Below are 22,784 nucleotides of genomic sequence, written 5' to 3'. Positions count from 1 at the left end.
CTTGCTTTACCATCCAATATTATCCATATCCCATTTTCAGGTAGCCCCGTGAAAACCCTCCGCCGTTTCCTCCGTCTTGCCGCCCCGTTTTGGTTTGCCAAAAGCCAATGGCGCGAATGGCTGCTTTTGGCTGCCGTGGTCGGCTGTTCGCTCGCCATCGTGCGCGTCAGCGTGCTGATTACCGATTGGAACAAAACGTTTTACGATGCGCTCGCCGCCTTCGACAGCACCGCCATGCCAGCGTTGGCTGGAGAATATCTGCTGTATATCACCTTGGTGACCGCCTTAGTCGCTTTCGGCAACTGGTTGCGCAAAATCCTGCTGTTCCGCTGGCGCAGCCACCTTACGCAGCAGTTCCAGCGGCAATGGCTCGGCCGCAGCCGCCACTACCGCCTGCAACTGCAACACGGCGGCGGGCCGGACAACCCCGACCAGCGCATTGCCGAAGACATCTTCTTGCTCTCGGAAAAAAGCATCGATTTGTTCAAATATTTCATCATGAACGCCGCCAAACTCGGTGCATTCGTGGTGATTTTGTGGCAGCTATCCGGTGTGCAAACCTTCAAAATCTTCGGGCAAAACATCACGGTGCACGGCTATCTGGTGTGGGTGGCGCTGGCCTATTCGGCGGCCTGCACTCTGCTCACTCATTTGATCGGCCGCAAGCTCCAGCCGCTCAACGTGGAACGCCAGCACCGCGAAGCCGACTACCGCGCCACCCTCTTGCGCGTGCGCGACCATGCCGAGCAAATTGCACTGTATCGCGGCGAAGCTGCCGAACAAAGCCGCCTGAACCGCCGCTTTGAAGCCGTACGCCGCAACTGGCGCGAGCTTATCGATCGCGAACTGCGCCTGGAAACCTTTTCCGCCGCCTATCTGCGCCTATCCATGTTTATTCCCATCATCGCCACCCTGCCCATGTATCTGGCACATACCCTCACTTTCGGCGACATGATGAAGGCACGCAGCGCGTTTTCCAACGTGCAGGACGGCTTCGGCTGGTTTATGGATTACTACAAACGCATCATCGAATGGGCATCCGTGGTGGAACGTCTGGACGGTTTTCAGGTAGCCCTGAACACGCTGGACGACATACCGCAAAAGCAGCCCGCACATGATAGCGACGGCAAATCCGGCCAAACCGCCGCACTCAAAGCGGACAAGCTCACCCTCCACACCGCAGACGGCCGCACCCTGCTGCACGGCCTCTCGCTCGCCGCCCGTGCCGCCGAATGGCTGCTGCTTGAAGGCCGCAGCGGCATTGGTAAATCCACTCTGCTGCGCACGCTGGCCGGTCTGTGGCCGTATTATCAAGGCCGTTTCGCCATCCAAGGCCGCAGCCTGTTCCTGCCGCAACGCCCCTACCTGCCGCACGACAGCCTGCGTAACGTGCTTGCCTATCCGTATGCCACCGCACCTGATAACGCCGCCATCGCCCAAGCATTAAGGCAAACCGGCCTGCCGCGTCTGACCGTGCTCGATCCCGATGCCGAACACGAGTGGCACAACATCCTCTCCGGTGGCGAACAGCAGCGCCTCAGCCTTGCCCGCGCCTTGCTGCATCGCCCCGATGTATTGTTTCTGGACGAAGCCACCAACCAGCTGGACGACACTTCCGCCGCCGAACTCATGCACATTCTGCGCCAATGCTTGCCGGATGTCTTGTGCATCGGTATCAGCCATCAGGCACGGATTCAGGAACTGTTTGAGCGAAGGGTGGATTTGGCTGGATTTATGGAAGGGGAAATGGCGGTTTGCGAGGCAGAGGGCACCACTTGAAACAAAGGCTACCTGAAATTTCAGGTAGCCTTTCTATTGCCGTGGTTCGGCATTGTTGTAACGATATTTGGTTTTACCGATTTCTTTTAAAGTCTGGCGAACTCCACTATTACGCTCGTTTTAACCGCGTTGGAATCTTGTTTCTGGCTAGCTTTCAGCGAATGGTTGCCGGTTTACTAAGAGCAAGAATATAGTCGGTTGCCCAGATTTTCTCAGTGATGGCTGCCTAGTGGAGGCTACCTGAAAGCAGTTAATGCCTTCATTTATCATACTCAATCTGTTTGCTAAATCCATATTGCCGGCACTTGGGAGATAGTTCCGGCAAGCAAGTTTTAATCTATGCAATATTTCGCACAAGCCGGCAAAATAGGCTACAATCGCTCCGTTTTCGACCACCCTCAAATAAAGGTTGAGCCATGCTAACCGGTAGTCTTGTCGCCATCATCACCCCGATGCGTGAAGATGGCAGTGTCCACTACAAACAATTCCAACGCCTGATTGATTGGCATGTTGCCAACGGCACTGATGCCATTGTCGCCGTAGGTACCACCGGCGAGAGCACCACGCTCAGCGTGCCGGAAAAGATTGAAGTGATCGAGGCAGCCATTCGTTTTGCCGACGGCCGCATTCCGGTGATTGCCGGTACCGGTGTGAACAGTACCAGCGAAGCCATCGAGCTGTCCCGCGCGGCAGTTGGCTCCGGCGCGTATGCCACGCTGTCTGTGGTGCCGTACTACAACAAACCGCCGCAGGAAGGCATCTACCGCCACTTCGCTGCTATTGCCGAAGCGGCGGATATTCCGATGATTGTGTACAACGTGCCTGGCCGCACCGTGGTTAACATGAATAACGACACCGTGCTGCGCTTAGCCGAAATTCCGAACATCATCGGCATCAAAGAAGCCAGTGGCGACATTGGCCGCATGGTGGATCTGGTTAACCGTGTACCCAAAGATTTTGCCATCTATTCCGGTGATGATCCCACCGGTATGGCTGCTATGCTGTGCGGCGCACACGGTGTGATTACCGTGGCCGGCAACGTGGCACCCAAGCTGTTTGCCGATATGTGCCGTGCCGCGCTGGCCGGCAATCTGGCAGAGGCCCGTTCGCTGAATGCGAAACTGGTGCCGCTATATCAAGAAATGTTTTGCGAGCCCAGCCCGGCCGCGCCGAAATGGGCGCTGGAAAAGCTGGGCTTGTGCGGCCGTGCCGTGCGCTTGCCGATGGTTAGCCTGAGCGAAACCGGCCAGGCGCGAGTGAGCGCCGCACTGCAAAAACTGCAACTGATTTAATTGGATTTAATTACAAGTTTCAACCCTGAAGGACATAGCTGCATGAACGTATTCAAACTGCCCGCCGCCTTGTTGATGGCCAGCCTAGTGGCCGGTTGCGCCACTAAAACCGAAACGCCCAAGCTGGACTACCAAACTGAAAACCGCAAAGTGGTGAGTTTGGAAGTACCGCCCGATTTAGACAACCCATCGCAAGGCAATGTATACAACCTGCCGGCAGGTGGTTCGGTGCGAGCCACCGATGTTGCCCGCAGCCAGCAGGCCGCTGCCAATAAAGCGGGTTCGCCGGTGTTGGCTGAGGTAAAAAACATCACCATGCAGCGCGAAGGTGGTGAGCGTTGGCTGAACATTGCCAACAAAAACCCGGCCGAAGTGTGGCCACTCTTGCACGCTTTCTGGCAAGAGCAGGGCTTCGTGATTGCCCGTGAAGAGCCGGGTATCGGCCTGATGGAAACCGATTGGGCGGAAAACCGCGCCAAACTGCCGCAAGACGGCCTGCGCCGCCTGTTTGAACGCGTCGGCTTGGGCGGTGTATATTCCACTGGCGAGCGCGACAAATTTACCATCCGCCTCGAGCGCAACAGCAAAGGTGGTATTGATGTATTCTTCACCCATCGTGGCATGAAGGAAACCTACGCCGACCGCAACAAAGACACCACCATGTGGCAGCCCTCGCAGCGTGATACCGCTTTGGAGGCCGCCTTGCTCGGCCGCTTCATGCAGTATTTGGGTGCGGACGAACAGCAGATTGAACAGGCGCTGAAACAGCAGCAATCTACTGCCCCGCGCAGTGGAGATTTGGCCAAATTGGAGAACGGCCATCTGATTTTGCGCGGCGACCAAGCTCGCAACTGGCGCCGCGTCGGCCTGGCGCTCGACCGTATTGGTCTGAGTGTTACCGCCCAAAACACCCAGCGTCAAGCCTATTTGGTTCAGGTAGCCCCTGCCGAAGGCGAAGCCGTGCGTACTGAGCAGCCCGGTTTCTTCGGCCGATTGTTTGGCCGCAGCAGCAAACCTGCCGAGCCGCAGGCACGGCCCGAATTTGTGGTGGCTGTGCAGCCGCAGGGCAATAATGCCAGCCAGTTGGTGTTGTCCAACAAAGACGGCAGTCCCTACCAAGGCGCAGATGCACAAACTTGGCTGAGCCGCCTGTATAACGAGCTACGCTAATAACGTAATGAGAAAGCAGCCTTTAATACAGATTAAAGGCTGCTTCTGTGCTTGTTGGTTGGGGCAGATTGGGAAAAGAAGCCGCTAGCAAAATGATATTTCAGGTAGCCTTATCATGTGCAATTAGGCTACCTGAAAATATAAGATTCAGCGGAGTTAGAGTAGGCTGATCAGTTTGGTTGTGCTCCGTAACCGAAAATTAACTAAACATAGCCGAAATGTTCCTGTTGCCCGTTGTTTACCCTGTTGGTGGCATGCACGCCTGAGCAGGTATCTCAAAACTTTGATATTGTTCAAATGTAAGCGATAGTTTGTATTCCATTCTTATCTATAGAACTTCCAATATTTTAGGTATCCCTCCCTAGCTTACTGATCTTTCCTACCACTATGAATAAAACCAGACGCTACCTGAAACTTACCGCGCTATTCACCATCTTGTTTATCCTGTTGCTACTTGCAGGCAATGTTTTGTTTATTTTGAAACACTCCACCGCTGCCATAGCTTGCTTCCTGGCTGCCTTCCTGTGTGTGGCCGGGCAGATGGCTTCGCTGGCTAAGTTTTTGCGCGAAAAACAGCTGATTGCTGCCCAGCAGATGCAGCAGGCTGCTTCACAGCAGGCAGAAAATGCAGCGCAAACGGCAGGCAAGGAGGCATCGTGAAAGAATTGGTATTAGCCAGCGGCAATGCTGGGAAATTTCGTGAATTCAATGCCTTGTTTGCTGAACTTGGCTGGCGGGTGAGGCCGCAGTCGGATTTTGCTGTGCCCGAATGCCCAGAGCCACATGTAAGTTTTGTAGAAAACGCGCTGGCCAAGGCACGACATGCCAGCCGGCATAGCGGGTTGCCCGCACTGGCTGACGACAGCGGCATTTGCGCTCCTGCCCTAAACGGCGCGCCGGGCGTGCTCTCCGCACGCTATGCCGGAACGGAGCCGCGTTCCGATGCAGCCAACAACGCTAAACTGAGCGCCGATTTAGCGACGCAAGCCAACCGTGCCGTGTATTACGTTTGCGTGCTGGTTTTGGTGCGCCACGCTGATGATCCGCAGCCGCTGATTGCTGAAGGCGTATGGCACGGGCAATGGCAGGAGCAGGCTGCCGGGAGCAACGGCTTCGGCTACGATCCGCATTTCTACCTGCCCGATTTGCAGCAAACCGCTGCTCAGCTCACGCCGGACACCAAAAACCAACTTAGCCACCGTGCCCAAGCTTTGCGGCGACTGGTAGCAAAAATACGTGCCGGGTTTTAACGCGATGAAATGTCAGTTATCCCTTTCGCTGGCTAAAGGCTACCTGAAAACGAACGTAGTTAGTTTCGCTAAAACGAAGGCAGTGAGTTTCTGTGGGGCTAAAACGAGCGAAGCAAATTCCGCCAAAATCGGTATGATTGGCTGTGCCATGCTGCTGGCCGCCTGTTCTACCTTGCCTGCCAGTGCCGAACCGGCCCGGAGCAACACCATCAGCGGCGAAGTAGTGCGCGTGTGGGATGGCGATACACTGCATTTGCAAGATAGCTCTGGTCAGCGGCATAAAATCCGCCTTGCCGGCATCGATGCGCCGGAATTGGAGCAAGCCCAGGGTAAAGCCTGCCGCGACCGTTTGGCCGAACAAGTGCTGCATCGGCGAGTGCAGGCCGCAATCGTAGATACCGACCGCTACGGCCGCAAAGTGGCACAAATCCGCCTGAACGGCCATGACATCAACTGGCAGCTGGTGGCTGATGGTTGTGCCTGGCACTACCGCCGCTACGCTCGCGAATGGCAGAGCGAGGCCGAATATGCCGCCTATGCCGAAGCTGAAGCTCAAGCCAAAAACCATCGGCTTGGCTTGTGGCGGCAAGCTGCTCCGCAGGCGCCTTGGCAGTTTCGTCACCAACAGCCACAACAGTATCGGCATTGAGTAGGCTACCTGAAAACGAACGCCGTGAGTTTCAATAAAGTGTGAGCCTCAACGAAGCTAAACCGAGGTCGCAACGGAGTGGAAACAAAAAAATCAGGCAGCTGCTTAAGCAAAATCGTTCGCAATAAAACCCCTATCCCTACCAACACAATGCTATAATTCACAAATTTTTCCGCCGCCGAGCGGGTTCACTTTATTCAGAAAGACAATATGGCAGCCTTCAACACACAAAAAGTCCTGTCCGTACACCACTGGACCGACGCCTATTTCACCTTCACCTGCACCCGCGACGACAGCCTGCGTTTTGAAAACGGCCAATTCGTCATGGTCGGTTTGATGGTGGACGGTAAGCCCCTGATGCGTGCCTACAGTGTGGCTTCAGCCAACTGGGAAGAGCATCTCGAGTTTTTCAGCATTAAAGTGCCAGATGGCCCGCTCACCAGCCGCCTGCAGCACCTCAAGGTCGGCGACGAAGTGCTCATCAGCAAAAAGCCCACCGGCACCCTGATTTGTGGCGATTTAAACCCCGGCAAACACCTCTATCTGCTCTCAACCGGTACCGGTATCGCGCCGTTCTTGAGCATCACCAAAGATCCTGAAGTGTATGAGCAATTTGAAAAAGTGATTCTCGTGCATGGCGTGCGCTATAAAAAAGACCTCGCCTACTACGATCGCTTCACTCAAGAGCTGCCTAATCACGAATACCTGGGCGAAATGATTCGTGAGAAACTGATTTATTACCCCATTGTTTCCCGCGAAGAATTCGAACACCAAGGTCGCCTCACCGATTTGATGCGGAGTGGTAAACTATTCGAAGACATCGGTCTGCCGCCAATCAATCCGCAGGACGACCGTGCCATGTTGTGCGGTAGCCCGGCCATGCTCAAAGATACCAGCGATGTGCTCAACAGCTTCGGCTTAACCGTGTCGCCCAAAATGGGGCAGCGCGGCGATTATTTGATTGAACGCGCGTTTGTGGACCAATAAGGTTTAAATGTTTGAGTACACCAAAAAGGCTACCTGAAAACTTCAGGTAGCCTTTTTGGTGAAGTCGCTGCATAGGTAAATATCGGCTGGGGTATCCATTTTTATCGGGTGCTGAGGGGGAGCTTGAGAATTTTAGCGAGACTTGATTTGCCCGTTTTGCTTTTATGGAAATTGCTCTTTCTCTGAAAATCTGGTTTTAACTTCGCAGCAACTCAGTTTCGACTGTGCCGAAACTCATTTTAGTTTTGTTGCGGATCATGTTTTAGCGAAACTCACTGCGTTCGTTTTCAGGTAGCTTTTAGTAGGCTTATAAACCTGGATATAAGTATTCGCCGATAAAACCAAGTCGGGCAGACCGATTGGCGTACCTTTAAATCAGGAGGCAATGGAGACGCTGCAATCGTAGATAGGCAAACACCCGGAAGCGGTCTTCACGTTCAGGGGTAAACCAATCAAGCGAGCGAATCAAGCAGCATGGCGAAAAGCCAGAGATAGGGCAGGACTGTCAGATTTCAGGTTTCATGATTGTCGGCACACTTGGGCGACCAACCACGTCATCTCCGGCACACCCATCTACCAACTGAAAGAACTAGGTAGCTGGTCGAGCATGGAGATGGTACAAAAATATGCTCACTTGAACGTCGAACATCTGAAAAAATTCGCTGACAACGCTTCCTGTTTTGGCACCAGTGTGGCACCAGTCGAAAACCAAGCGATACAAAAGAAAAAACAGCCAGCATAACTGACTGTTTTTGTGTATCTAATTGGTCGGAGTGAAAGGATTCGAACCTTCGACCCCTTGCACCCCATGCAAGTGCGCTACCAGACTGCGCCACACTCCGACTTCCGAAAGAAAGCAATTCTAAGCTGTTTTTTGCGGCTTGGCAAGGGCTGCTTCGATTTTTTCTAAAACAACCTGCAAATCCTGCCGAACCTCTTCAGCAGTGGCCGCGGGGCGGTTCAGGCTGTCGTGGCCGTTTAGATTGAAACGGTCGATGTAGGTGGGGAAACTGCCGCTTAATTTGCGGATTTTCACCACATCTTGCCGGGTGTATTGGTTACCGCCGTGGCCGATCACTACGCCGTTATCTTGCTGCCATTGGAAGAATTGTTCGGGCTGGATATCGGCCAGATAGCACAATTCTTCCAGGCTGAAGTAGCGTTTAGCCGGGATGGGCGGCAGGGCGCGTTCAGTTCTGTTTGCCATAGTGGTGTTCCACCATGCCTTTGAGTTTTTGGCTGGCGTGGAAGGTTACTACCCGGCGGGCGGTAATTGGAACTTCTTTGCCAGTTTTGGGGTTGCGGCCGGGGCGCTGCGGTTTGTCGCGCAGTTGGAAGTTGCCGAAGCCGGAGATTTTGATTTCTTCGCCGCGTTCTAAAGTGGCGCGGATTTCTTCGAAGAACAGTTCAACGATTTCTTTTGCGTCGTTCTTGCTGATATTGCTGACTTTTTCTACCAGAATATCGGCTAATTCTGCTTTGGTGAGTGTCATTGGGTTTACCTCTAAGTTGCTAAGCTGCGGATTATCGCTAATTACTTTTTAGAAATCAAGCGAATGCTGGGGTATATGGCAAAATCTGTGAAACAGAGCGGTAGATTGTGTAGCAATCTGTACATTATGTCTATTAACGGTGGATTTCGCTGGCAGCTGCCACCAGACAGGCTACCTGAAAAATGGCTGTACTTTATATTTGCAGCCAGGCTTGCAGTGCAGCCGGATTTTCGATGGTAAGCCAGGCAGTATTGGCGGCGGCAGGTTGTACGGTGGCAGTGGTGTGGTGCAACGCGCCGTGGCGGAAGTAGTACAGCTCGGCTTGGCTGCCGGTTTTTTGTTGCTGCCATTGAGTGGAGAAATCATTGGCGGCGTAGCCGTTGATGGCGATAATGCGGTCGCCGGGGGCTAGGCCGGCTTGTTCGGCGCTGCTGCCGTTGAGTACGTGGCTGAGGGTGATGTCGCTGCCGTTTTGTTGGAAGCGGGCGCCGAAGTCATTGGCTGGCGGAATAGGGGGGAGTGGCCCGCAGCCGCCGTTGTGTGAAGGCGGCAGGGGTAGCCAGTGTAGGCGCAAACCGGCGTGGGCGAGGGCTGTTTCAAGGGGCAGGGCTTGGGTGCTGCGGATGAGTTGGTTGAACAGATTGCGCAAGTCGAGGCCGGTGATGGTTTGGGCAAGCTCTTCCCATTCAGTTTCATGCAGCGGTTGTTTTCTGGTCAGCCAGTCCTGATAGAGGGTTTGCATGATGCTGTCGAGGCTATGCCGGCTTTGCTTGCGTATGGATAGATCGAGGCAGAGGGCGGCGAGGGCGCCTTGCTGATAATAGCTGGTGATGGCGTTTGGGCTGTTTTCGTTTTGTTTGTAGTATTTATCCCAGGCGTGGAAGCTGGATTGGGCCAGGGTTTGTTTGTGATGGCCGGGGTTGCGGTGCACCCGTGTGATGGTTTTGGCTAAGAGTTCGAGATAGGCGGTAGAGCTGATGCGGCCGCTGCGTACAAGGAATAGGTCGTCGTAATAGGAGGTGATGCCTTCGAATGCCCATAAAAGCTCGGTGTAGGCTTCTTGGTTGAGATCGGATTGGGCGAGGGCGGCGGGTTTGATGGATTTAACATTCCAAGCGTGGAAATATTCGTGAGAAATCAGGCCGAGCAGCTGGGTGTAGTTGGCAGAGGCTTCGGCCAGGTTGTTTTCAGGTAGCCAGCTACGGTCGGCGAGCAGGGCAGTGGATGATGTGTGTTCGAGGCCACCGTAGACGTGGTCGCCTAGGTGCAGCAGGAATGTGTAGTGCGCAAACGGGGCAGGGTTGGGGAAGAATTGGAGCTGGGTGGCGCAGATGACTTGGGTGTCGGCCAGCAGTCGTTGGCGGTCGAAGTCGGGATAGTGGCCGCTGAGGACGATGCGGTGCGGAATACCGGCAGCAGTGAATTCGAGAAATTCAAGGGTGCCGGCTTCAAGCGGACAGTCGATAAGGTGGCGGTAGTTGTCTGCTTGGTAGAGATGGTTATCCAGTCTGGGCAGGGCGGTGGCGGTTTGCCATTGGCTGGGGAAGCGGAGTTCGACTTGGTGTGGCTCTTCAGTGTGTGAGGCTACCTGAAAAAACAGGGCGGCACCGTCGAAGAAGGCACGTTCGCTATCTAAATAGCAACCGCGCACGGAGAGATCGAAGGCATAAACGTCGTATTCGATGAGCCAGTCGCCATGAGTGTTTTCTTCGGCTTGCCAGATATTTTTGCTGATGGCTTGTAAATCGGCAGCTTGACCGTTGCAGCTGGCTTCAATGCGGACGATATGCCGGGCAAACTCACGAATCATATAGCTACCGGGCACCCAGTTGGGTAAGGTGAGGCGAACGGGTTGGCTGCCGTGGTGGCTGAAATGCAGGCAAACACGGAAGAGATGTTGTTTGGGTAGTGGGGTAATGGTGTAGTGAAGCATTGGTTTATTTTATTTTGATTGAAAGGGATATAGTGTTTTCAGGTAGCCTGGTTTGCGAAAAATGAAAAGATGTGTGTATTTTTGTGGTTATAGTGTGTATTTTGTTTTAAAATATACCGCTTAAACTGCGCGCAGTCTATCGCTGTATGTAGCTTGCGGTGGTTTCTTTCTAGATAAATTAAGAAAATCGGATGTGCCAGCCTGCATGGGTTTGGCTGAACCGGTGTTAAAAGAAGAGTACAGCCATCTTTATGGAGGTTTTTCATGGAAACACAAACCTATAACTACAAAGTAGTGCGGCAGTTTGCCGTGATGACAGTGGTTTGGGGTGTGGTTGGGATGTTGGTTGGGGTAATTGTGGCAGCACAGCTCTATTTCCCACAACTGAATCTGTCTGAGGTGGGGCCATGGTTCCATTTTGGTCGTTTGCGCCCGCTGCACACCAATGCTGTTATTTTTGCATTCGGCGGCTGCGGCCTAATCGCCACCTCTTATTATGTGGTGCAGCGCACTTGTAACGCCCGCTTGTATGGCGGCTGGCTCCCAGCCTTTACCTTTTGGGGCTGGCAGCTGGTAATTGTGCTGGCGGCGGTTACTCTGCCAATGGGCTATACACAAGGCAAGGAATATGCCGAATTGGCTTGGCCGATTGATATTTTGATTACTTTGGTTTGGGTGGCTTATGCTATTGTATTTTTTGGCACTCTTGCTAAACGTAAAGTAAAACATATTTATGTGGCCAACTGGTTTTACGGCGCATTCATTTTGGCCGTGGCACTGTTGCATGTTGTTAATAGCTTGGCTGTGCCTGCCGGTTTGTTCGATATGACCTCCTACCCCATCTATGCCGGCGCGATTGATGCCATGGTGCAATGGTGGTATGGCCACAACGCCGTGGGCTTCTTCCTCACCGCCGGCTTCTTGGGCATGATGTACTACTTCGTGCCTAAACAAGCTGGTCGACCCGTGTATTCTTACCGCTTGTCTGTGGTGCACTTTTGGGCGCTGATTTTCACTTATATGTGGGCCGGCCCCCATCATCTGCACTACACTGCGCTGCCAGATTGGACGCAATCTTTGGGTATGGTGTTGTCGCTGATTCTGTTTGTACCCTCTTGGGGTGGCATGATCAATGGCATCATGACTCTTTCCGGTGCATGGGACAAGCTGCGTACCGACCCAATTCTTAAATTTCTCGTGGTTTCTCTCTCCTTCTACGGTATGTCTACCTTTGAAGGCCCTATGATGTCGATTAAAACCGTAAACGCCCTGAGCCACTATACCGACTGGACGGTTGGCCATGTGCACGCTGGTGCTTTGGGCTGGGTAGGTTTTGTTACCATGGGCTCGATTTACTATCTGATTCCGCGTCTGTTCGGCCAGAAGGAAATGTATAGCACCAAAATGGTGGAAGCGCATTTCTGGATCGGCACAGTGGGTATTGTGCTGTATATCGCCTCCATGTGGATTGCCGGCGTGATGCAGGGCTTGATGTGGGGCGCGTTGAACGAAGACGGTACGCTCACCAATCCTTATTTTGTTGCCTCGGTTCGTGAAAGCATGCGCTTTTATCTGATCCGCTTATCGGGCGGGCTACTGTATCTGGGCGGCATGGTATTGATGGCATACAACGTTTACCGCACCGCAGTAGCGGGCAGGCCGGTGGATGCTGCAATTCCTGCTCTCACACAGAACCAACAGCACTAAAGCTATAAAATCAATAGAAATCAAGAACAGGCTACCAAAATGCAACTGCAAAAACTTGCCGAAGAAAAAGTAGGCTACCTGATTGTGTTTACCTTTCTGCTGATTAGCGTTGGGTTGTTTGTTGAGGTTGTGCCGCTGTTTTTCAGCCCAACCGTAACTCAACCCATCCCAGGCGTGAAGCCCTATACGGCGCTTCAGGTGGCTGGCCGAGATATTTATATCCGCGAAGGCTGCTACAACTGCCACTCCCAAATGATCCGCCCTTTCCGTGCTGAAACTGAGCGTTATGGCCATTATTCTGTGGCTGGCGAATCGGTGTACGACCACCCGTTCCAGTGGGGCTCCAAACGTACCGGCCCCGATTTGGCACGTGTTGGCGGTCGTTATTCAGATGAATGGCACCGCCGCCACTTGATGGATCCACGTGATCCAATGCCTGATTCCAATATGCCCGCTTTCCCGTGGCTGGCACGAAACCGTGTGGATGGCGAAACAGTAGCCAGCCATATGCGTGCCCTACGCAGGGTAGGCGTGCCTTATAGCGATGAGGAAATCGCCGCTGCTCCGGCGCAGGTGGAAGGCAAATCCGAAATGGAGGCGGTAATCGCTTATCTGCAAGGCTTGGGTTTGGCACTGAAAAATACCCATGAAGTAAGAAAATAAGGCAGTTTCATGAGCGAAGTGAATCTGGTTCGGATTATGTACACCGTTATCTGCTTCTTGTTTTTTATGGTGGTGCTCGGTATTGCCTACTATGGCAAATTTAAAGCGCACTATGATGAAGAGGGACGGCGCATCATTGATGATGATGATTCGGTATAACAATAACCAGATTCCTTAGACCGTGAACACGGAGCACAATAATGAATACATCCCACTTTACTAGCAATTTCTGGAACTACTATATCGCCGGCATCGTCGTGATCAGCTTTATCGGGCTGATATGGCTAATCTTGTCGCAAAATAAGGTTAAGCTACCGGCCAAAGGCGAAGATGTAAAAACTACTGGCCACAGCTGGGACGGCATCGAGGAATATAATAATCCGCTGCCTCGCTGGTGGTTCTATCTCTATATCCTGATTTGGCTGTTTTCCATCGGCTACCTGTATGTTTATCCTGGCTTGGGTGACTACAAAGGCTCTTTTGGTTGGACCAGTAGTAATCAGTATGAAAAAGAAATGGAGACTGCCAATGCCCAGTTTGCACCCGTATATGGCAAATTTGCCGATATGCCGGTGGAGCAAGTAGCAGCAGACCCGCAGGCGCAACGCTTCGGTAAAAACCTGTTCGATACCTACTGTATCCAATGCCACGGCTCAGATGCTAAAGGCCAAACCGGTTTCCCCAACCTCACCGACAACGATTGGTTGTGGGGCGGTTCACCTGAGCAAATCCGGCAAACCATCGCCAAAGGCCGTGTTGGCATTATGGCGCCTTGGGGGCCGGCCTTGGGTGAAGAAGGCGTAAAAAATGCCGCCAACTACGTACTCTCCCTCTCCGGTGCGCCGCACGATGAAGAACGTGCCAAACGCGGCGATGCCATCTTCCACGGCCCGCCCGCCAACTGCTTCGTTTGCCACGGCGATAAAGGCCAAGGCGTACAGGGTGCCGGCCCGAACCTGACTGATAAAGTTTGGTTGTGGGGTGGCAGCGAAAGAGCCATTGTGGAAACCATTACTAACGGTCGCCACAGCCAAATGCCGGCATGGGAAGGTTTCTTGGATGATAACAAAATCCATATCCTAACCGCCTACGTGTGGGGCAAATCCCATCCGAACGGCGCCGTCAAACCTGTAGCGGCAACAGCATCCGCCCCCGCACCAGCTGCTGCTTCCTCAGCCAGTGCAGCTTCTGCCGCTTCGCAGCCTGCGGCTAAGTAATAGAGAGTGTCCATTTGAAGGCTACCTGAAAAAGCCAAGGCATTTTTCAGGTAGCCTTTCCTATACACCGCGTTTACAATATAGCCAAATTCTCTTTGATAGGACATAAGTCATGCTAGATATCCAACTTCTCCGTACTGATGCCGCCGCTGTAGCCGCCAAACTGGCAAAACGCGGGTTTGTTTTTGATTCTGACGCCTTCGACGCATTGGAAGCGCAGCGTAAGACTCTGCAAATGCGTACCGAAGAGCTGCAATCCCGACGCAACAGTGTGTCCAAACAAATCGGTGCGCTCAAAGGGCAGGGCAAACTTGCCGAAGCCGAAGCAGCTATGGCCGAAGTAGCACAAATCAAAACCGATTTGGAACAGGCTGATACCGACTACCAAGCCGTACAGGCACAAATCGATGCCTTGCTGCTAGGTATCCCAAATTTGCCGCACGAGAGTGTGCCGGCCGGCAAAGATGAAACTGAAAACGTGGAAGTGCGCCGCGTAGGTACTCCGCGTCAATTTGATTTTGAAATCAAAGACCATGTGGACTTGGGCGAAAAGCTCGGCCTCGATTTTGAAACTGCTGCTGCTCTTTCCGGTGCCCGCTTCAGCCTGATGAAAGGCCAGGTTGCCCGCCTGCACCGTGCCTTGGCGCAATTTATGCTCGACACCCACACCCAACAGCACGGCTACACCGAGTGCTACACCCCTTATATCGTTAGCGATAGCACCCTCATCGGCACTGGCCAGTTGCCCAAATTCGGTGAAGATTTGTTCCATGTTATCCGCGGTGGCGACGAGAGCAAAACCAAGCAGTACCTCATTCCCACAGCCGAAGTAACGCTGACCAACACTGTGCGCGAGCGCATCCTGCCGGCCGATGCCCTACCCATCAAGCTCACCGCCCACTCGCCCTGCTTCCGTAGCGAAGCAGGCTCGCACGGCAAAGACACGCGCGGCCTTATCCGCCAGCACCAATTTGACAAAGTAGAAATGGTGCAAATTGCTCACCCCGACCACTCCTACGCCGCACTGGAAGAAATGGTCGGCCACGCCGAGCGAATCTTGCAACTGCTCGAATTGCCTTACCGCGTCATTACCCTGTGTACCGGCGATATGGGCTTCGGTGCCGCCAAAACCTACGATTTGGAAGTGTGGGTACCTGCGCAAAATACCTACCGCGAAATCTCCAGCTGCTCCAACTGCGAAGATTTCCAAGCCCGCCGCATGAAAGCCCGCTTCAAAGATGAAGATGGTAAAAATCGCTTGGTGCACACCCTGAACGGCTCCGGCTTGGCAGTAGGTCGTACCTTAGTGGCGGTGCTGGAAAACCATCAAAACGCCGATGGCAGCATCAGCATCCCTGCTGCCTTGCGCCCCTACTTGGGCGGCGTGGACAAACTTGCTCCCTAAGCCCAAAGGCTACCTGAAAACCTATTTTGGTTTTCAGGTAGTCTTCATGTCATACCAATTAGCTGATTAGATGATAGATTTACACTGCCATTCCAATGTTTCAGACGGTGCACTGCCGCCGCGCGAAGTGGTGAAACTGGCACATGCCAATGGTTGTACCTTGCTTGCGCTCACCGACCACGACCATACCGGCGGCCTGGCCGAAGCACGTCAGGAAGCGGAAGCCTTGGGCATTCGTCTGATAAACGGCGTGGAAATCTCCGTGAGCTGGCGCAAACGCACCATTCATATTGTTGGTCTCAATTTCGATGAAACCGATACCGTGCTACAAAACCTGCTAGCTAGGCTGCGTCGCGGCCGGCTGGAGCGTTTTCTGCGGATGGCGGAAAAGCTTGAAAAGAAAGGCCTCGCCAGTGCCAGTGAGGGTGCACTCGCGCTGGTGCCAAACCGTGAAATGGCCAGCCGCACCCATCTGGCGCAATGGCTGATGGAACAAGGCCATGTGCGTAATAAACAGCAGGCTTTTAAAAAATATTTGGGTGATGGCAAGCCCGGCTACGTGAGGCATGAATGGGCTACGCTCGAAGAAGCTGTAGCTGCTATTTTGGGCGCAGGTGGTATTGCAGTTGTCGCTCACCCCATTCGCTATGGCCTCTCTGCCACCGCGCAACGTAATTTATTCACTGAGTTTAAAGCGCTGGGTGGGCAGGCTATTGAGGTACACAGCAGCACGACCGACTTGAACGACCGCCTCAACTATGCCCGCCTCGCTGAGCAACACGGCTTTCTGGCCAGCGCTGGTAGCGATTTTCACCGTATAGGCGACTTCGGCAGCGGTCGCCTCGGCGCTTGCCCGCCATTGCCTGAACGCTGTCGGCCGGTTTGGCAAGAATTTTGCTTGTAGTACTCCATTCACGCACTAATGCTTTGTGCACGGGAAAACGATATAAGGAAATGAACCATGATTAAACAGTTTGAAATCAACAACTATGTGAGAAAACAGCTGCAAGACTACCTTACTGAGAAAAAGCTCACACTGGAGCAGGCCATGGCTGAAGAAACCAGCAACAACGAAATTGCCGCCATCGTGCATGCCGGCCTGCCTGGCATGGTACGCAGGATTTATTCCTTGGGCAAAATGCAAACCTTTTTTTGGGAAAAGCGCGAGCTAATCCAAGGCTTTATTGCCGATCGCCTGCAAGGCGGCGACGATAGTAAAAAGGCAAAAAAAGCCAAATAAGGCAAACTGCCGAAAAGCGTCAAGCAGTATTTCTGAGTGTACAGAAATAGTTGCCTAGATATTTGAGAACTTTTAGAGGAGTGGTGAGTATGTTTTTGGTTTTACTGGCCCTGATTTTGGCCGGCGTGGTGGCTTTCTTCTTTTTCCGCAACCGTCGCATTGAGCAAGAAATCGAGCGTCAGCGCCGCGAAGAGGAAATCGAGCGTATTCTGGAGCGCAAAAAGCAGGAAATTGAGCAGAACAGAACACTGGGCTGATTGCTTACTGGAGTGCGACTCCGCCATTGGCTAAACTTCAGAAAAGGCTACCTGAAATTTTTCATGTAGCCTTTCGTTATATTACACGCCGGCCGACTAGCAACACTATTTCTCTATTTGTCTTCGTTATCTTGACCTTGCACTGTTCCAGTTTTGTCTTGCCGACGTTTGGCACGCGGGTGGGCATCGTCGTATACGTGGGCGAGGTGATCGAAATCCAGCTTGGTGTAGTGTTGGGTGGTGGCAAGCTGGCTGTGGCCGAGCAGCTCTTGCACGGCACGGATGTCGCGGGCGTTTTGCAGCAAGTGGCTGGCGTAGCTGTGGCGCAGCATGTGGGGGCTGAGGTGGCGGCTGCCGTGGCGGGCGGCGAATTGCTGCAGGCGTTTCTGGATTTGGCGCGCGCCGAGGCGGCGGCCGGTGCGGCTGGTAAAGAGGGCGGTTTCGCCGGGCGCGGCGGTGCGGATTTTCAGGTAGCCTTCGAGGGCACGGATGCTTTGGGCAGTAAGGGGCAGGTGGCGCTGTTTGCGGCCTTTGCCGGTAACGGCCACCCAGCTGCTTTGCAGGTTGAGGTCGGCCAGGTTGAGGGCAGAGGCTTCGGCCAGGCGCAGGCCGCTGCCGTAGAGCAGTTCGAAGATGGCGAGGTCGCGGCTGTCGAGCGGGTTTTCCGGGGCTTGGTCGAGGAGTTGGTTGAGTGGCTCGGCCGGCACGGCTTTAGGCAGGCGCTCAGGAGCTTTCGGGGCTTTTAGGCCGTGGGTCGGGTCGGCTTTCAGGTAGCCTGTTTGTACCAGCCAGCGGCAAAACTGCCGCCAAGCGCTGAGTCGGCGGGCGATACTGCGGGGGTGTTGGTTTTGTTGGCCCAATTGGCGCAGGGCGGCGGTGAACAAGGGGCGGGCAAGTTCGCTTTGCGGCTGAAAATCGGCCAGCCAGGCGAGGTCGCGGCTGTAGGCGGCTAGGGTATGTGGGGAGTGATTTTGTTGTTGCAGGCTGTGTAGCCAAGCTTCTATTTGCGCGGTCCAACTGCCGTTCATTGCGCTGCTCCGTGGCGGGCAAAATGGGTGCGGAAGGTGTCGGGGGTGTGTTCGATACGCTGGGTGGCGTAGTTGAAAAACACCATACCGCATTGCACACGGGCGATTTCGGCCTGGTCGGCGAGGCGGGTGAGTTTGGCGAAAAATGGGAAGCCGGCCTTACCAATTTCGCCTAAGGCTACCTGAACCAACAGCTCCTCGCCATGAAAGGCTTGGGCACGGTATTGCACGGCGGCATCAGCCATAATCAGGCCGGCACCGAAGGCGTCGATTTCGGTACAGCCGTGCGCAGCAAGAAAGCGTAAGCGGGCTTCATGGACGATGCGCAAAACGGCATCGTTGGCGAGGTGGTTGCCATAATTGAGATGGCCGACTTCTACCGTGATGCGGGTTGTAAAACAGAAGTGCTCGGGCAGGTTGATTTGGATGCGCTGGGCGGCGGGCATATTGGGAATTTGCTGATTTTAAAATGGGGGCTATCTTAGCATTTGTTGCCTGATGATTGAACGTATTGCAACAACATTTCGTAAAATTGTTTTGCAAAGGCCTTGACAAAATCTGCTCTAAACCCATATGCCTGGCAAGAAAATAATATGTAAAGGAAAAAAATTATGCGATATGACAAATTAACCGCCAAATTCCAACAAGCCCTTGCAGAAGCTCAGAGTTTGGCATTGGCTGCGGACAGCAGTTATTTGGAAGCAGGCTTTGTGTTGAAAGCTCTGCTTGACGATCAAAATAGCGGAGCTGCCGCGCTCTTGGCTCATGCGGGCGTGAACGTGCCGCAGGTGAAGCAGCGTTTGCAGCAGCATTTAAACAGTCTGCCGAAAGTGTCCGACCAAGGCGGCGATATTCTGCCCAGCCGCGAATTGCAGGCGGTGTTGAACCTGATGGACAAAGCGGCAACCAAACGCGGCGATGCCTATATCGCCAGCGAACTTTTCCTGCTTGCCTTGGTGCAGCAGAACGATGCGACCGGCAAAATCCTGAAAGAAGCCGGTGCGACCGAACAAAACATCAACGCCGCGATTGACGCGGTACGAGGGGGACAAACTGTGAACGATGCCAATGCCGAAGACCAACGCGATGCGCTGAAAAAATACACGCTCGACCTGACCCAGCGCGCCCGCGACGGCAAACTCGACCCCGTTATCGGTCGCGACGACGAAATCCGCCGTGCGATTCAGGTGCTGCAACGCCGTACCAAAAACAATCCCGTGCTGATCGGCGAACCGGGCGTGGGTAAAACTGCCATCGTCGAAGGCTTGGCACAACGCATTGTCAACGGCGAAGTGCCCGAATCCCTGCGCAACAAACGCCTGCTGGTTTTGGATTTGGCAGCATTGATTGCCGGCGCGAAATACCGCGGCGAATTTGAAGAACGCTTGAAAGGCGTGTTGAACGACTTGGCGAAAGACGACGGCAACACCCTGATTTTCATCGACGAAATCCATACTCTGGTCGGCGCGGGCAAAACCGACGGCGCAATGGACGCGGGCAATATGCTGAAACCGGCTTTGGCGCGCGGCGAACTGCACTGCATCGGCGCGACCACCTTGGACGAATACCGCCAATACATCGAAAAAGATGCGGCACTCGAACGCCGTTTCCAAAAAGTATTGGTCGGTGAACCCAGCGTGGAAGACACCATCGCCATCCTGCGCGGTTTGCAGGAGCGTTATGAAATCCACCACGGCATCGACATCACCGACCCCGCCATCGTTGCCGCCGCAGAGTTGAGCGACCGCTACATTACCGACCGCTTCCTGCCCGACAAAGCGATTGATTTGATTGACGAAGCTGCCAGCCGCATCAAAATGGAGTTGGACAGCAAACCCGAGCAGATGGACAAGCTCGACCGCCGCATCATCCAGCTCAAAATGGAAAAAATGCACGTTGCCAAAGAAAGCGACGACGCCAGCAAAAAACGTTTGGAGCTGATAGACGAAGAAATCGACGGCCTGCAAAAAGAATACGCCGATTTGGACGAAATCTGGAAAGCCGAAAAAGCCGCATCTTCCAGTACTGCCGACATCAAGAAACAGATGGACGACATCAAAGTCAAAATCGAGCAGGCCAAACGCCAAGGCGACTTCGCCCGCGCGTCCGAACTCGAATATGGCGAGTTGCCGAAATTGGGTGCGCAGTTGCAGGCGGCGGAAAGCAACGCCGACGGCAAAAAACAAAACAAACTCTTCCGCACCGAAGTTGGCGCGGACGAAGTGGCCGAAATCGTATCACGTATGACCGGCATTCCCGTGTCCAAAATGATGGAAGGCGAACGCGACAAGCTGTTGAAAATGGAAGAAGTATTGCACCGCCGCGTGGTCGGTCAAGACGAAGCCGTGCGTGCCGTGTCCGATGCCATCCGCCGCAGCCGTTCCGGCCTTGCCGATCCGAACAAACCTTACGGCAGCTTCCTGTTTCTGGGTCCGACAGGCGTGGGTAAAACCGAGTTGTGCAAAGCCTTGGCAGGCTTCCTGTTCGACAGCGAAGACCATCTGATTCGTATCGACATGTCCGAATACATGGAAAAACACGCGGTCGCCCGCCTCATCGGCGCGCCTCCGGGTTATGTCGGCTACGAAGAGGGCGGCTACCTGACCGAACAAGTTCGCCGCAAACCGTACAGCGTGATTCTGCTGGACGAAGTGGAAAAAGCCCATCCGGACGTGTTCAACATCCTGCTGCAAGTATTGGATGACGGCCGCCTGACCGACGGACAAGGCCGCACCGTGGACTTCAAAAACACTGTTATCGTCATGACTTCCAACATTGGCAGCCAGCACATCCAACAAATGGGCACGCAGGATTACGAAGCCGTGAAAGAAGCGGTGATGGAAGAAGTGAAAGCCTACTTTCGCCCCGAAATGATCAACCGCATCGACGAAGTGGTCGTGTTCCACGGACTGGATCAGGAGAATATCCGCAACATCGCGAAAATCCAGCTCAAAGGCTTGGAAAAACGCTTGGAAGCGCAGCACCTGCACCTGAAAGTGGACGATGCCGCCTTGGATTTGATTGCCAAAGCTGGTTTCGACCCCGTGTACGGCGCCCGCCCGCTCAAACGCGCCATCCAGTCGGAAATCGAAAACCCGTTGGCCAGAGCCCTGCTCGAAGGCCGTTATGCGCCTGAAAGTGAAATCAAGGTGAGAGCCGATGGCGATAGGCTGATGTTCACTTAATGTAAGGATTTGTAATATAATAAGGCTACCTGAAAACCAATTCCAACGGTTTTCAGGTAGCCATTTTGCTAAAAGGCAACAATCTGGAAAAGCAATTTATAGTGAATTAAATTTAAACCAGTACAGCGTTGGCTCGCCTTGCCGTACTATTTGTACTGTCTGCGGCTCGCCGCCTTGTCCTGATTTAAATTTAATCCACTATATAAATAATCTATTGGAGTATATTATGTCGGAGCATAATACAATTATTGTCAATTGGAAAGGCCCGTTTACTTATGACGAGATTCAAGAAAATCCTGAAATGGGAAACGGCCTGTATTTGGCGGCAGGGAAACAAAAATACGAAAGGGAGAGCTTAATCCAGTATTGCGGCATCACGGAGGGGAGTTTTGCCAGAAGGTTTAAAGACCATCATAAAATACCGCAGATTACCAGAGAGCAAGAGTTTTGACTGGGTGAAGTTTCCATTCCTGAAAAAGCAACTAGGCACTATCTTGAAATAGCGGAAACTTTGATTATCTATTTTTGGCAACTGGCTCTTAATGAGAGAAAAAAATATACTCCGCCGAAACCCACAACGGTAATCAGCTATTGGCTGAAAAAGGATGGAACACCCCGCCGCAAACAAATGTCTATTTATAAAGATTTGGATGATGTCTTGTCGTGGGACGGAGAATACTGGAGGACGGGCAATTTGTCTGTATATGAAGACTGAAGGCAATTAAATCATTATGGTTATCAGGCAAAAGGCTACCTGAAAATTTTCAGGTAGCCTTTAATCCGTTCTAGCCGAAGCATTACTCCGCAGGCGGGGTTTCTTTGGCAGGTTCGGCGGCCTCTTCTGCCGGGGCGGGAGCAGCCGGCTCGGCAGCAGGTGCGGGTTCTTGTTCCGGGCTGGCGGCCGGGGCGGATTCGGTGGTGTTGGCGGGGTTGAACACGGTGGCATCGGCAGCGGAGTCGGCTTCGTCTAAGTCGTTTTGCGGCGGCACGGGCGCATCGTGCGGCACGAGCTGGATGCGTTGCTCAGCATTGCCGGCGGTTTCATGGGTTTGCTCGGCCAGGTAGGAGAGGGTAACGCTTTGGCCGCTGCGCTGTTCGAGCTGGTTGCGGTAGGCTTCGGGTGTCATCAATTCTTCAGCGCCACGGCTCAACTGGGCAAATACGTTTTGGTAGCTGCGGGTGAGCTCGTCCACCGCTTCGGCGGTGTCGATGAAGTGGTGGTTTACGGCTTCGCGGTAGTCTTGCAGGGCTTTTTTGGCTTCTTCCAATTCGGCTTGCTGTTTGCTGTTGCCACGTTTGAACAGCAGGGTGATGAGCACGCCGATGAGGAAGCCGCCGAGGCCGGTAAGGATGAATTGGGTGATGAGGGGCAGGTTGTTCATGGGATTTTCCTTTGTGGTAGACGGGCGGTATGACTATTGTATAGCAATTTAGGCGGTTTGTTGCCTTGTGTAAAGGCTATAGTGAATTAAATTTAGGGGCTGACGTAGATTAGCCCTAAATTCCACACCAATCCCGCAAGATTTTTA

Annotated in this window: 23 protein-coding genes, 1 tRNA gene and 1 pseudogene; 18 read left to right on the top strand and 7 right to left on the bottom strand. The window is 53.4% G+C overall.

Features of this window, described 5'->3' with window-relative positions; genetic code table 11:
- The first annotated feature begins 48 nt into the window (after nt 1-48).
- From ACO6EE_RS02940 to ACO6EE_RS02905, 8 genes are all read left to right on the top strand, one after another.
- Nucleotides 49-1,779, top strand: a complete 1,731-nt coding sequence (locus tag ACO6EE_RS02940; protein ID WP_485959106.1) for an ABC transporter ATP-binding protein/permease — start codon at nt 49-51, stop codon at nt 1,777-1,779.
- 416 nt (nt 1,780-2,195) lie between these two features.
- On the top strand, nt 2,196-3,071 hold the full coding sequence (dapA, locus tag ACO6EE_RS02935; RefSeq protein ID WP_485959104.1) for a 4-hydroxy-tetrahydrodipicolinate synthase: 876 nt from the start codon (nt 2,196-2,198) through the stop codon (nt 3,069-3,071).
- Between the two features lie 42 nt (nt 3,072-3,113).
- Nucleotides 3,114-4,241: an outer membrane protein assembly factor BamC gene (gene bamC / locus ACO6EE_RS02930; RefSeq protein ID WP_485959102.1), complete on the top strand. Its 1,128-nt coding sequence runs from the start codon at nt 3,114-3,116 to the stop codon at nt 4,239-4,241.
- A 387-nt stretch (nt 4,242-4,628) separates the two neighbouring features.
- Nucleotides 4,629-4,901 carry an NGO_0222 family membrane protein gene (locus ACO6EE_RS02925; RefSeq protein ID WP_485959100.1) on the top strand — a complete coding sequence of 91 codons (273 nt, stop codon included), beginning with the start codon at nt 4,629-4,631 and terminating at the stop codon, nt 4,899-4,901.
- Nucleotides 4,898-5,491: an RdgB/HAM1 family non-canonical purine NTP pyrophosphatase gene (gene rdgB / locus ACO6EE_RS02920; protein WP_485959099.1), complete on the top strand. Its 594-nt coding sequence runs from the start codon at nt 4,898-4,900 to the stop codon at nt 5,489-5,491. The genes ACO6EE_RS02925 and rdgB overlap by 4 nt, the downstream gene beginning before the upstream one ends.
- Nucleotides 5,492-5,624: 133 nt before the next feature.
- Nucleotides 5,625-6,140: a thermonuclease family protein gene (locus ACO6EE_RS02915; RefSeq protein ID WP_485959098.1), complete on the top strand. Its 516-nt coding sequence runs from the start codon at nt 5,625-5,627 to the stop codon at nt 6,138-6,140.
- 210 nt (nt 6,141-6,350) lie between these two features.
- Nucleotides 6,351-7,127 (top strand): ferredoxin--NADP reductase, encoded by a 777-nt coding sequence (locus ACO6EE_RS02910; RefSeq protein WP_064084861.1) that lies wholly within the window; start codon nt 6,351-6,353, stop codon nt 7,125-7,127.
- Between the two features lie 406 nt (nt 7,128-7,533).
- Nucleotides 7,534-7,869, top strand: a complete 336-nt coding sequence (locus tag ACO6EE_RS02905) for a tyrosine-type recombinase/integrase (RefSeq protein ID WP_485959190.1) — start codon at nt 7,534-7,536, stop codon at nt 7,867-7,869.
- Between the two features lie 23 nt (nt 7,870-7,892).
- Here the strand turns inward: ACO6EE_RS02905 and ACO6EE_RS02900 are convergent.
- The 4 genes from ACO6EE_RS02900 to ACO6EE_RS02885 all read right to left on the bottom strand — a co-directional run bounded on the left by ACO6EE_RS02900 (nt 7,893) and on the right by ACO6EE_RS02885 (nt 10,553).
- Nucleotides 7,893-7,969: transfer RNA gene (locus ACO6EE_RS02900), tRNA-Pro, on the bottom strand.
- A 20-nt stretch (nt 7,970-7,989) separates the two neighbouring features.
- On the bottom strand, nt 7,990-8,334 hold the full coding sequence (locus ACO6EE_RS02895; protein WP_485959096.1) for a hypothetical protein: 345 nt from the start codon (nt 8,332-8,334) through the stop codon (nt 7,990-7,992).
- Entirely contained in the window at nt 8,318-8,620 is a 303-nt protein-coding gene (locus ACO6EE_RS02890; RefSeq protein ID WP_003822587.1) for an integration host factor subunit alpha, read from the bottom strand. Before ACO6EE_RS02890 ends, ACO6EE_RS02895 begins: the two co-directional genes overlap by 17 nt.
- A gap of 193 nt (nt 8,621-8,813) precedes the next feature.
- Entirely contained in the window at nt 8,814-10,553 is a 1,740-nt protein-coding gene (locus ACO6EE_RS02885; RefSeq protein ID WP_485959095.1) for a M61 family metallopeptidase, read from the bottom strand.
- A 264-nt stretch (nt 10,554-10,817) separates the two neighbouring features.
- On the opposite strand from ACO6EE_RS02885, the gene ccoN reads away from it, so the two are divergent.
- From ccoN to ACO6EE_RS02845, 8 genes and pseudogenes are all read left to right on the top strand, one after another.
- Complete coding sequence (ccoN, locus tag ACO6EE_RS02880; RefSeq protein WP_485959093.1) at nt 10,818-12,260, top strand: cytochrome-c oxidase, cbb3-type subunit I; 1,443 nt, start codon at nt 10,818-10,820, stop codon at nt 12,258-12,260.
- 39 nt (nt 12,261-12,299) lie between these two features.
- The gene (gene ccoO, locus ACO6EE_RS02875; RefSeq protein ID WP_485959092.1) at nt 12,300-12,923 is read left to right on the top strand and encodes a cytochrome-c oxidase, cbb3-type subunit II; all 624 of its coding nucleotides are present in this window, start codon (nt 12,300-12,302) and stop codon (nt 12,921-12,923) included.
- A gap of 9 nt (nt 12,924-12,932) precedes the next feature.
- Nucleotides 12,933-13,082, top strand: coding sequence for a CcoQ/FixQ family Cbb3-type cytochrome c oxidase assembly chaperone (locus ACO6EE_RS02870; RefSeq protein WP_485959091.1), 150 nt, complete (start codon nt 12,933-12,935; stop codon nt 13,080-13,082).
- 41 nt (nt 13,083-13,123) lie between these two features.
- Nucleotides 13,124-14,134: pseudogene (gene ccoP, locus ACO6EE_RS02865) on the top strand (cytochrome-c oxidase, cbb3-type subunit III); the annotation flags it as partial.
- Between the two features lie 118 nt (nt 14,135-14,252).
- Nucleotides 14,253-15,545, top strand: a complete 1,293-nt coding sequence (serS, locus tag ACO6EE_RS02860; protein WP_485959090.1) for a serine--tRNA ligase — start codon at nt 14,253-14,255, stop codon at nt 15,543-15,545.
- 70 nt (nt 15,546-15,615) lie between these two features.
- Entirely contained in the window at nt 15,616-16,449 is an 834-nt protein-coding gene (locus tag ACO6EE_RS02855) for a PHP domain-containing protein (RefSeq protein ID WP_485959088.1), read from the top strand.
- Nucleotides 16,450-16,506: 57 nt separating this feature from the next.
- Complete coding sequence (locus ACO6EE_RS02850) at nt 16,507-16,785, top strand: hypothetical protein (protein ID WP_003822596.1); 279 nt, start codon at nt 16,507-16,509, stop codon at nt 16,783-16,785.
- A gap of 89 nt (nt 16,786-16,874) precedes the next feature.
- Nucleotides 16,875-17,042 carry a hypothetical protein gene (locus ACO6EE_RS02845; RefSeq protein ID WP_003822597.1) on the top strand — a complete coding sequence of 56 codons (168 nt, stop codon included), beginning with the start codon at nt 16,875-16,877 and terminating at the stop codon, nt 17,040-17,042.
- 113 nt (nt 17,043-17,155) lie between these two features.
- On the opposite strand, the gene ACO6EE_RS02840 is transcribed toward ACO6EE_RS02845, so the two are convergent.
- A complete protein-coding gene (locus ACO6EE_RS02840) occupies nt 17,156-18,070 on the bottom strand; it encodes a tyrosine-type recombinase/integrase (RefSeq protein WP_485959086.1) in 915 nt (304 codons plus the stop codon).
- Complete coding sequence (locus tag ACO6EE_RS02835) at nt 18,067-18,516, bottom strand: acyl-CoA thioesterase (protein WP_485959084.1); 450 nt, start codon at nt 18,514-18,516, stop codon at nt 18,067-18,069. The genes ACO6EE_RS02840 and ACO6EE_RS02835 overlap by 4 nt, the downstream gene beginning before the upstream one ends.
- Before the next feature lie 165 nt (nt 18,517-18,681).
- Here ACO6EE_RS02835 and clpB point away from each other — a divergent pair, with 165 nt between their 5' ends.
- Nucleotides 18,682-21,255, top strand: a complete 2,574-nt coding sequence (gene clpB / locus ACO6EE_RS02830; protein ID WP_485959082.1) for an ATP-dependent chaperone ClpB — start codon at nt 18,682-18,684, stop codon at nt 21,253-21,255.
- Nucleotides 21,256-21,481: 226 nt separating this feature from the next.
- Nucleotides 21,482-21,706, top strand: a complete 225-nt coding sequence (locus tag ACO6EE_RS02825) for a hypothetical protein (protein ID WP_485959080.1) — start codon at nt 21,482-21,484, stop codon at nt 21,704-21,706.
- Between the two features lie 346 nt (nt 21,707-22,052).
- On the opposite strand, the gene ACO6EE_RS02820 is transcribed toward ACO6EE_RS02825, so the two are convergent.
- Nucleotides 22,053-22,637 carry a Z-ring associated ZapG family protein gene (locus ACO6EE_RS02820; protein WP_485959078.1) on the bottom strand — a complete coding sequence of 195 codons (585 nt, stop codon included), beginning with the start codon at nt 22,635-22,637 and terminating at the stop codon, nt 22,053-22,055.
- Nucleotides 22,638-22,784 lie beyond the last annotated feature (147 nt).

This window comes from Eikenella sp., assembly GCF_057315495.1.
The sequence above is the reverse complement of the archived record's forward strand: the minus strand, read 5'-3'. Positions and strand labels throughout refer to the sequence as shown.

Bases quoted from the DNA above. Each gene is read 5' to 3' on its own strand.
- ACO6EE_RS02890 (WP_003822587.1), bottom strand. From the start codon at position 8,620: ATGACACTCACCAAAGCAGAATTAGCCGATATTCTGGTAGAAAAAGTC.
- dapA (WP_485959104.1), top strand. From the start codon at position 2,196: ATGCTAACCGGTAGTCTTGTCGCCATCATCACCCCGATGCGTGAAGAT.
- ACO6EE_RS02915 (WP_485959098.1), top strand. From the start codon at position 5,625: ATGATTGGCTGTGCCATGCTGCTGGCCGCCTGTTCTACCTTGCCTGCC.
- ACO6EE_RS02910 (WP_064084861.1), top strand. From the start codon at position 6,351: ATGGCAGCCTTCAACACACAAAAAGTCCTGTCCGTACACCACTGGACC.
- ACO6EE_RS02825 (WP_485959080.1), top strand. From the start codon at position 21,482: ATGTCGGAGCATAATACAATTATTGTCAATTGGAAAGGCCCGTTTACT.
- bamC (WP_485959102.1), top strand. From the start codon at position 3,114: ATGAACGTATTCAAACTGCCCGCCGCCTTGTTGATGGCCAGCCTAGTG.
- ACO6EE_RS02855 (WP_485959088.1), top strand. From the start codon at position 15,616: ATGATAGATTTACACTGCCATTCCAATGTTTCAGACGGTGCACTGCCG.
- ACO6EE_RS02850 (WP_003822596.1), top strand. From the start codon at position 16,507: ATGATTAAACAGTTTGAAATCAACAACTATGTGAGAAAACAGCTGCAA.
- ACO6EE_RS02925 (WP_485959100.1), top strand. From the start codon at position 4,629: ATGAATAAAACCAGACGCTACCTGAAACTTACCGCGCTATTCACCATC.
- ACO6EE_RS02870 (WP_485959091.1), top strand. From the start codon at position 12,933: ATGAGCGAAGTGAATCTGGTTCGGATTATGTACACCGTTATCTGCTTC.
- ACO6EE_RS02845 (WP_003822597.1), top strand. From the start codon at position 16,875: ATGTTTTTGGTTTTACTGGCCCTGATTTTGGCCGGCGTGGTGGCTTTC.
- clpB (WP_485959082.1), top strand. From the start codon at position 18,682: ATGCGATATGACAAATTAACCGCCAAATTCCAACAAGCCCTTGCAGAA.
- ACO6EE_RS02895 (WP_485959096.1), bottom strand. From the start codon at position 8,334: ATGGCAAACAGAACTGAACGCGCCCTGCCGCCCATCCCGGCTAAACGC.
- ACO6EE_RS02835 (WP_485959084.1), bottom strand. From the start codon at position 18,516: ATGCCCGCCGCCCAGCGCATCCAAATCAACCTGCCCGAGCACTTCTGT.
- ACO6EE_RS02820 (WP_485959078.1), bottom strand. From the start codon at position 22,637: ATGAACAACCTGCCCCTCATCACCCAATTCATCCTTACCGGCCTCGGC.
- serS (WP_485959090.1), top strand. From the start codon at position 14,253: ATGCTAGATATCCAACTTCTCCGTACTGATGCCGCCGCTGTAGCCGCC.
- ccoO (WP_485959092.1), top strand. From the start codon at position 12,300: ATGCAACTGCAAAAACTTGCCGAAGAAAAAGTAGGCTACCTGATTGTG.
- ccoN (WP_485959093.1), top strand. From the start codon at position 10,818: ATGGAAACACAAACCTATAACTACAAAGTAGTGCGGCAGTTTGCCGTG.
- ACO6EE_RS02840 (WP_485959086.1), bottom strand. From the start codon at position 18,070: ATGAACGGCAGTTGGACCGCGCAAATAGAAGCTTGGCTACACAGCCTG.
- ACO6EE_RS02885 (WP_485959095.1), bottom strand. From the start codon at position 10,553: ATGCTTCACTACACCATTACCCCACTACCCAAACAACATCTCTTCCGT.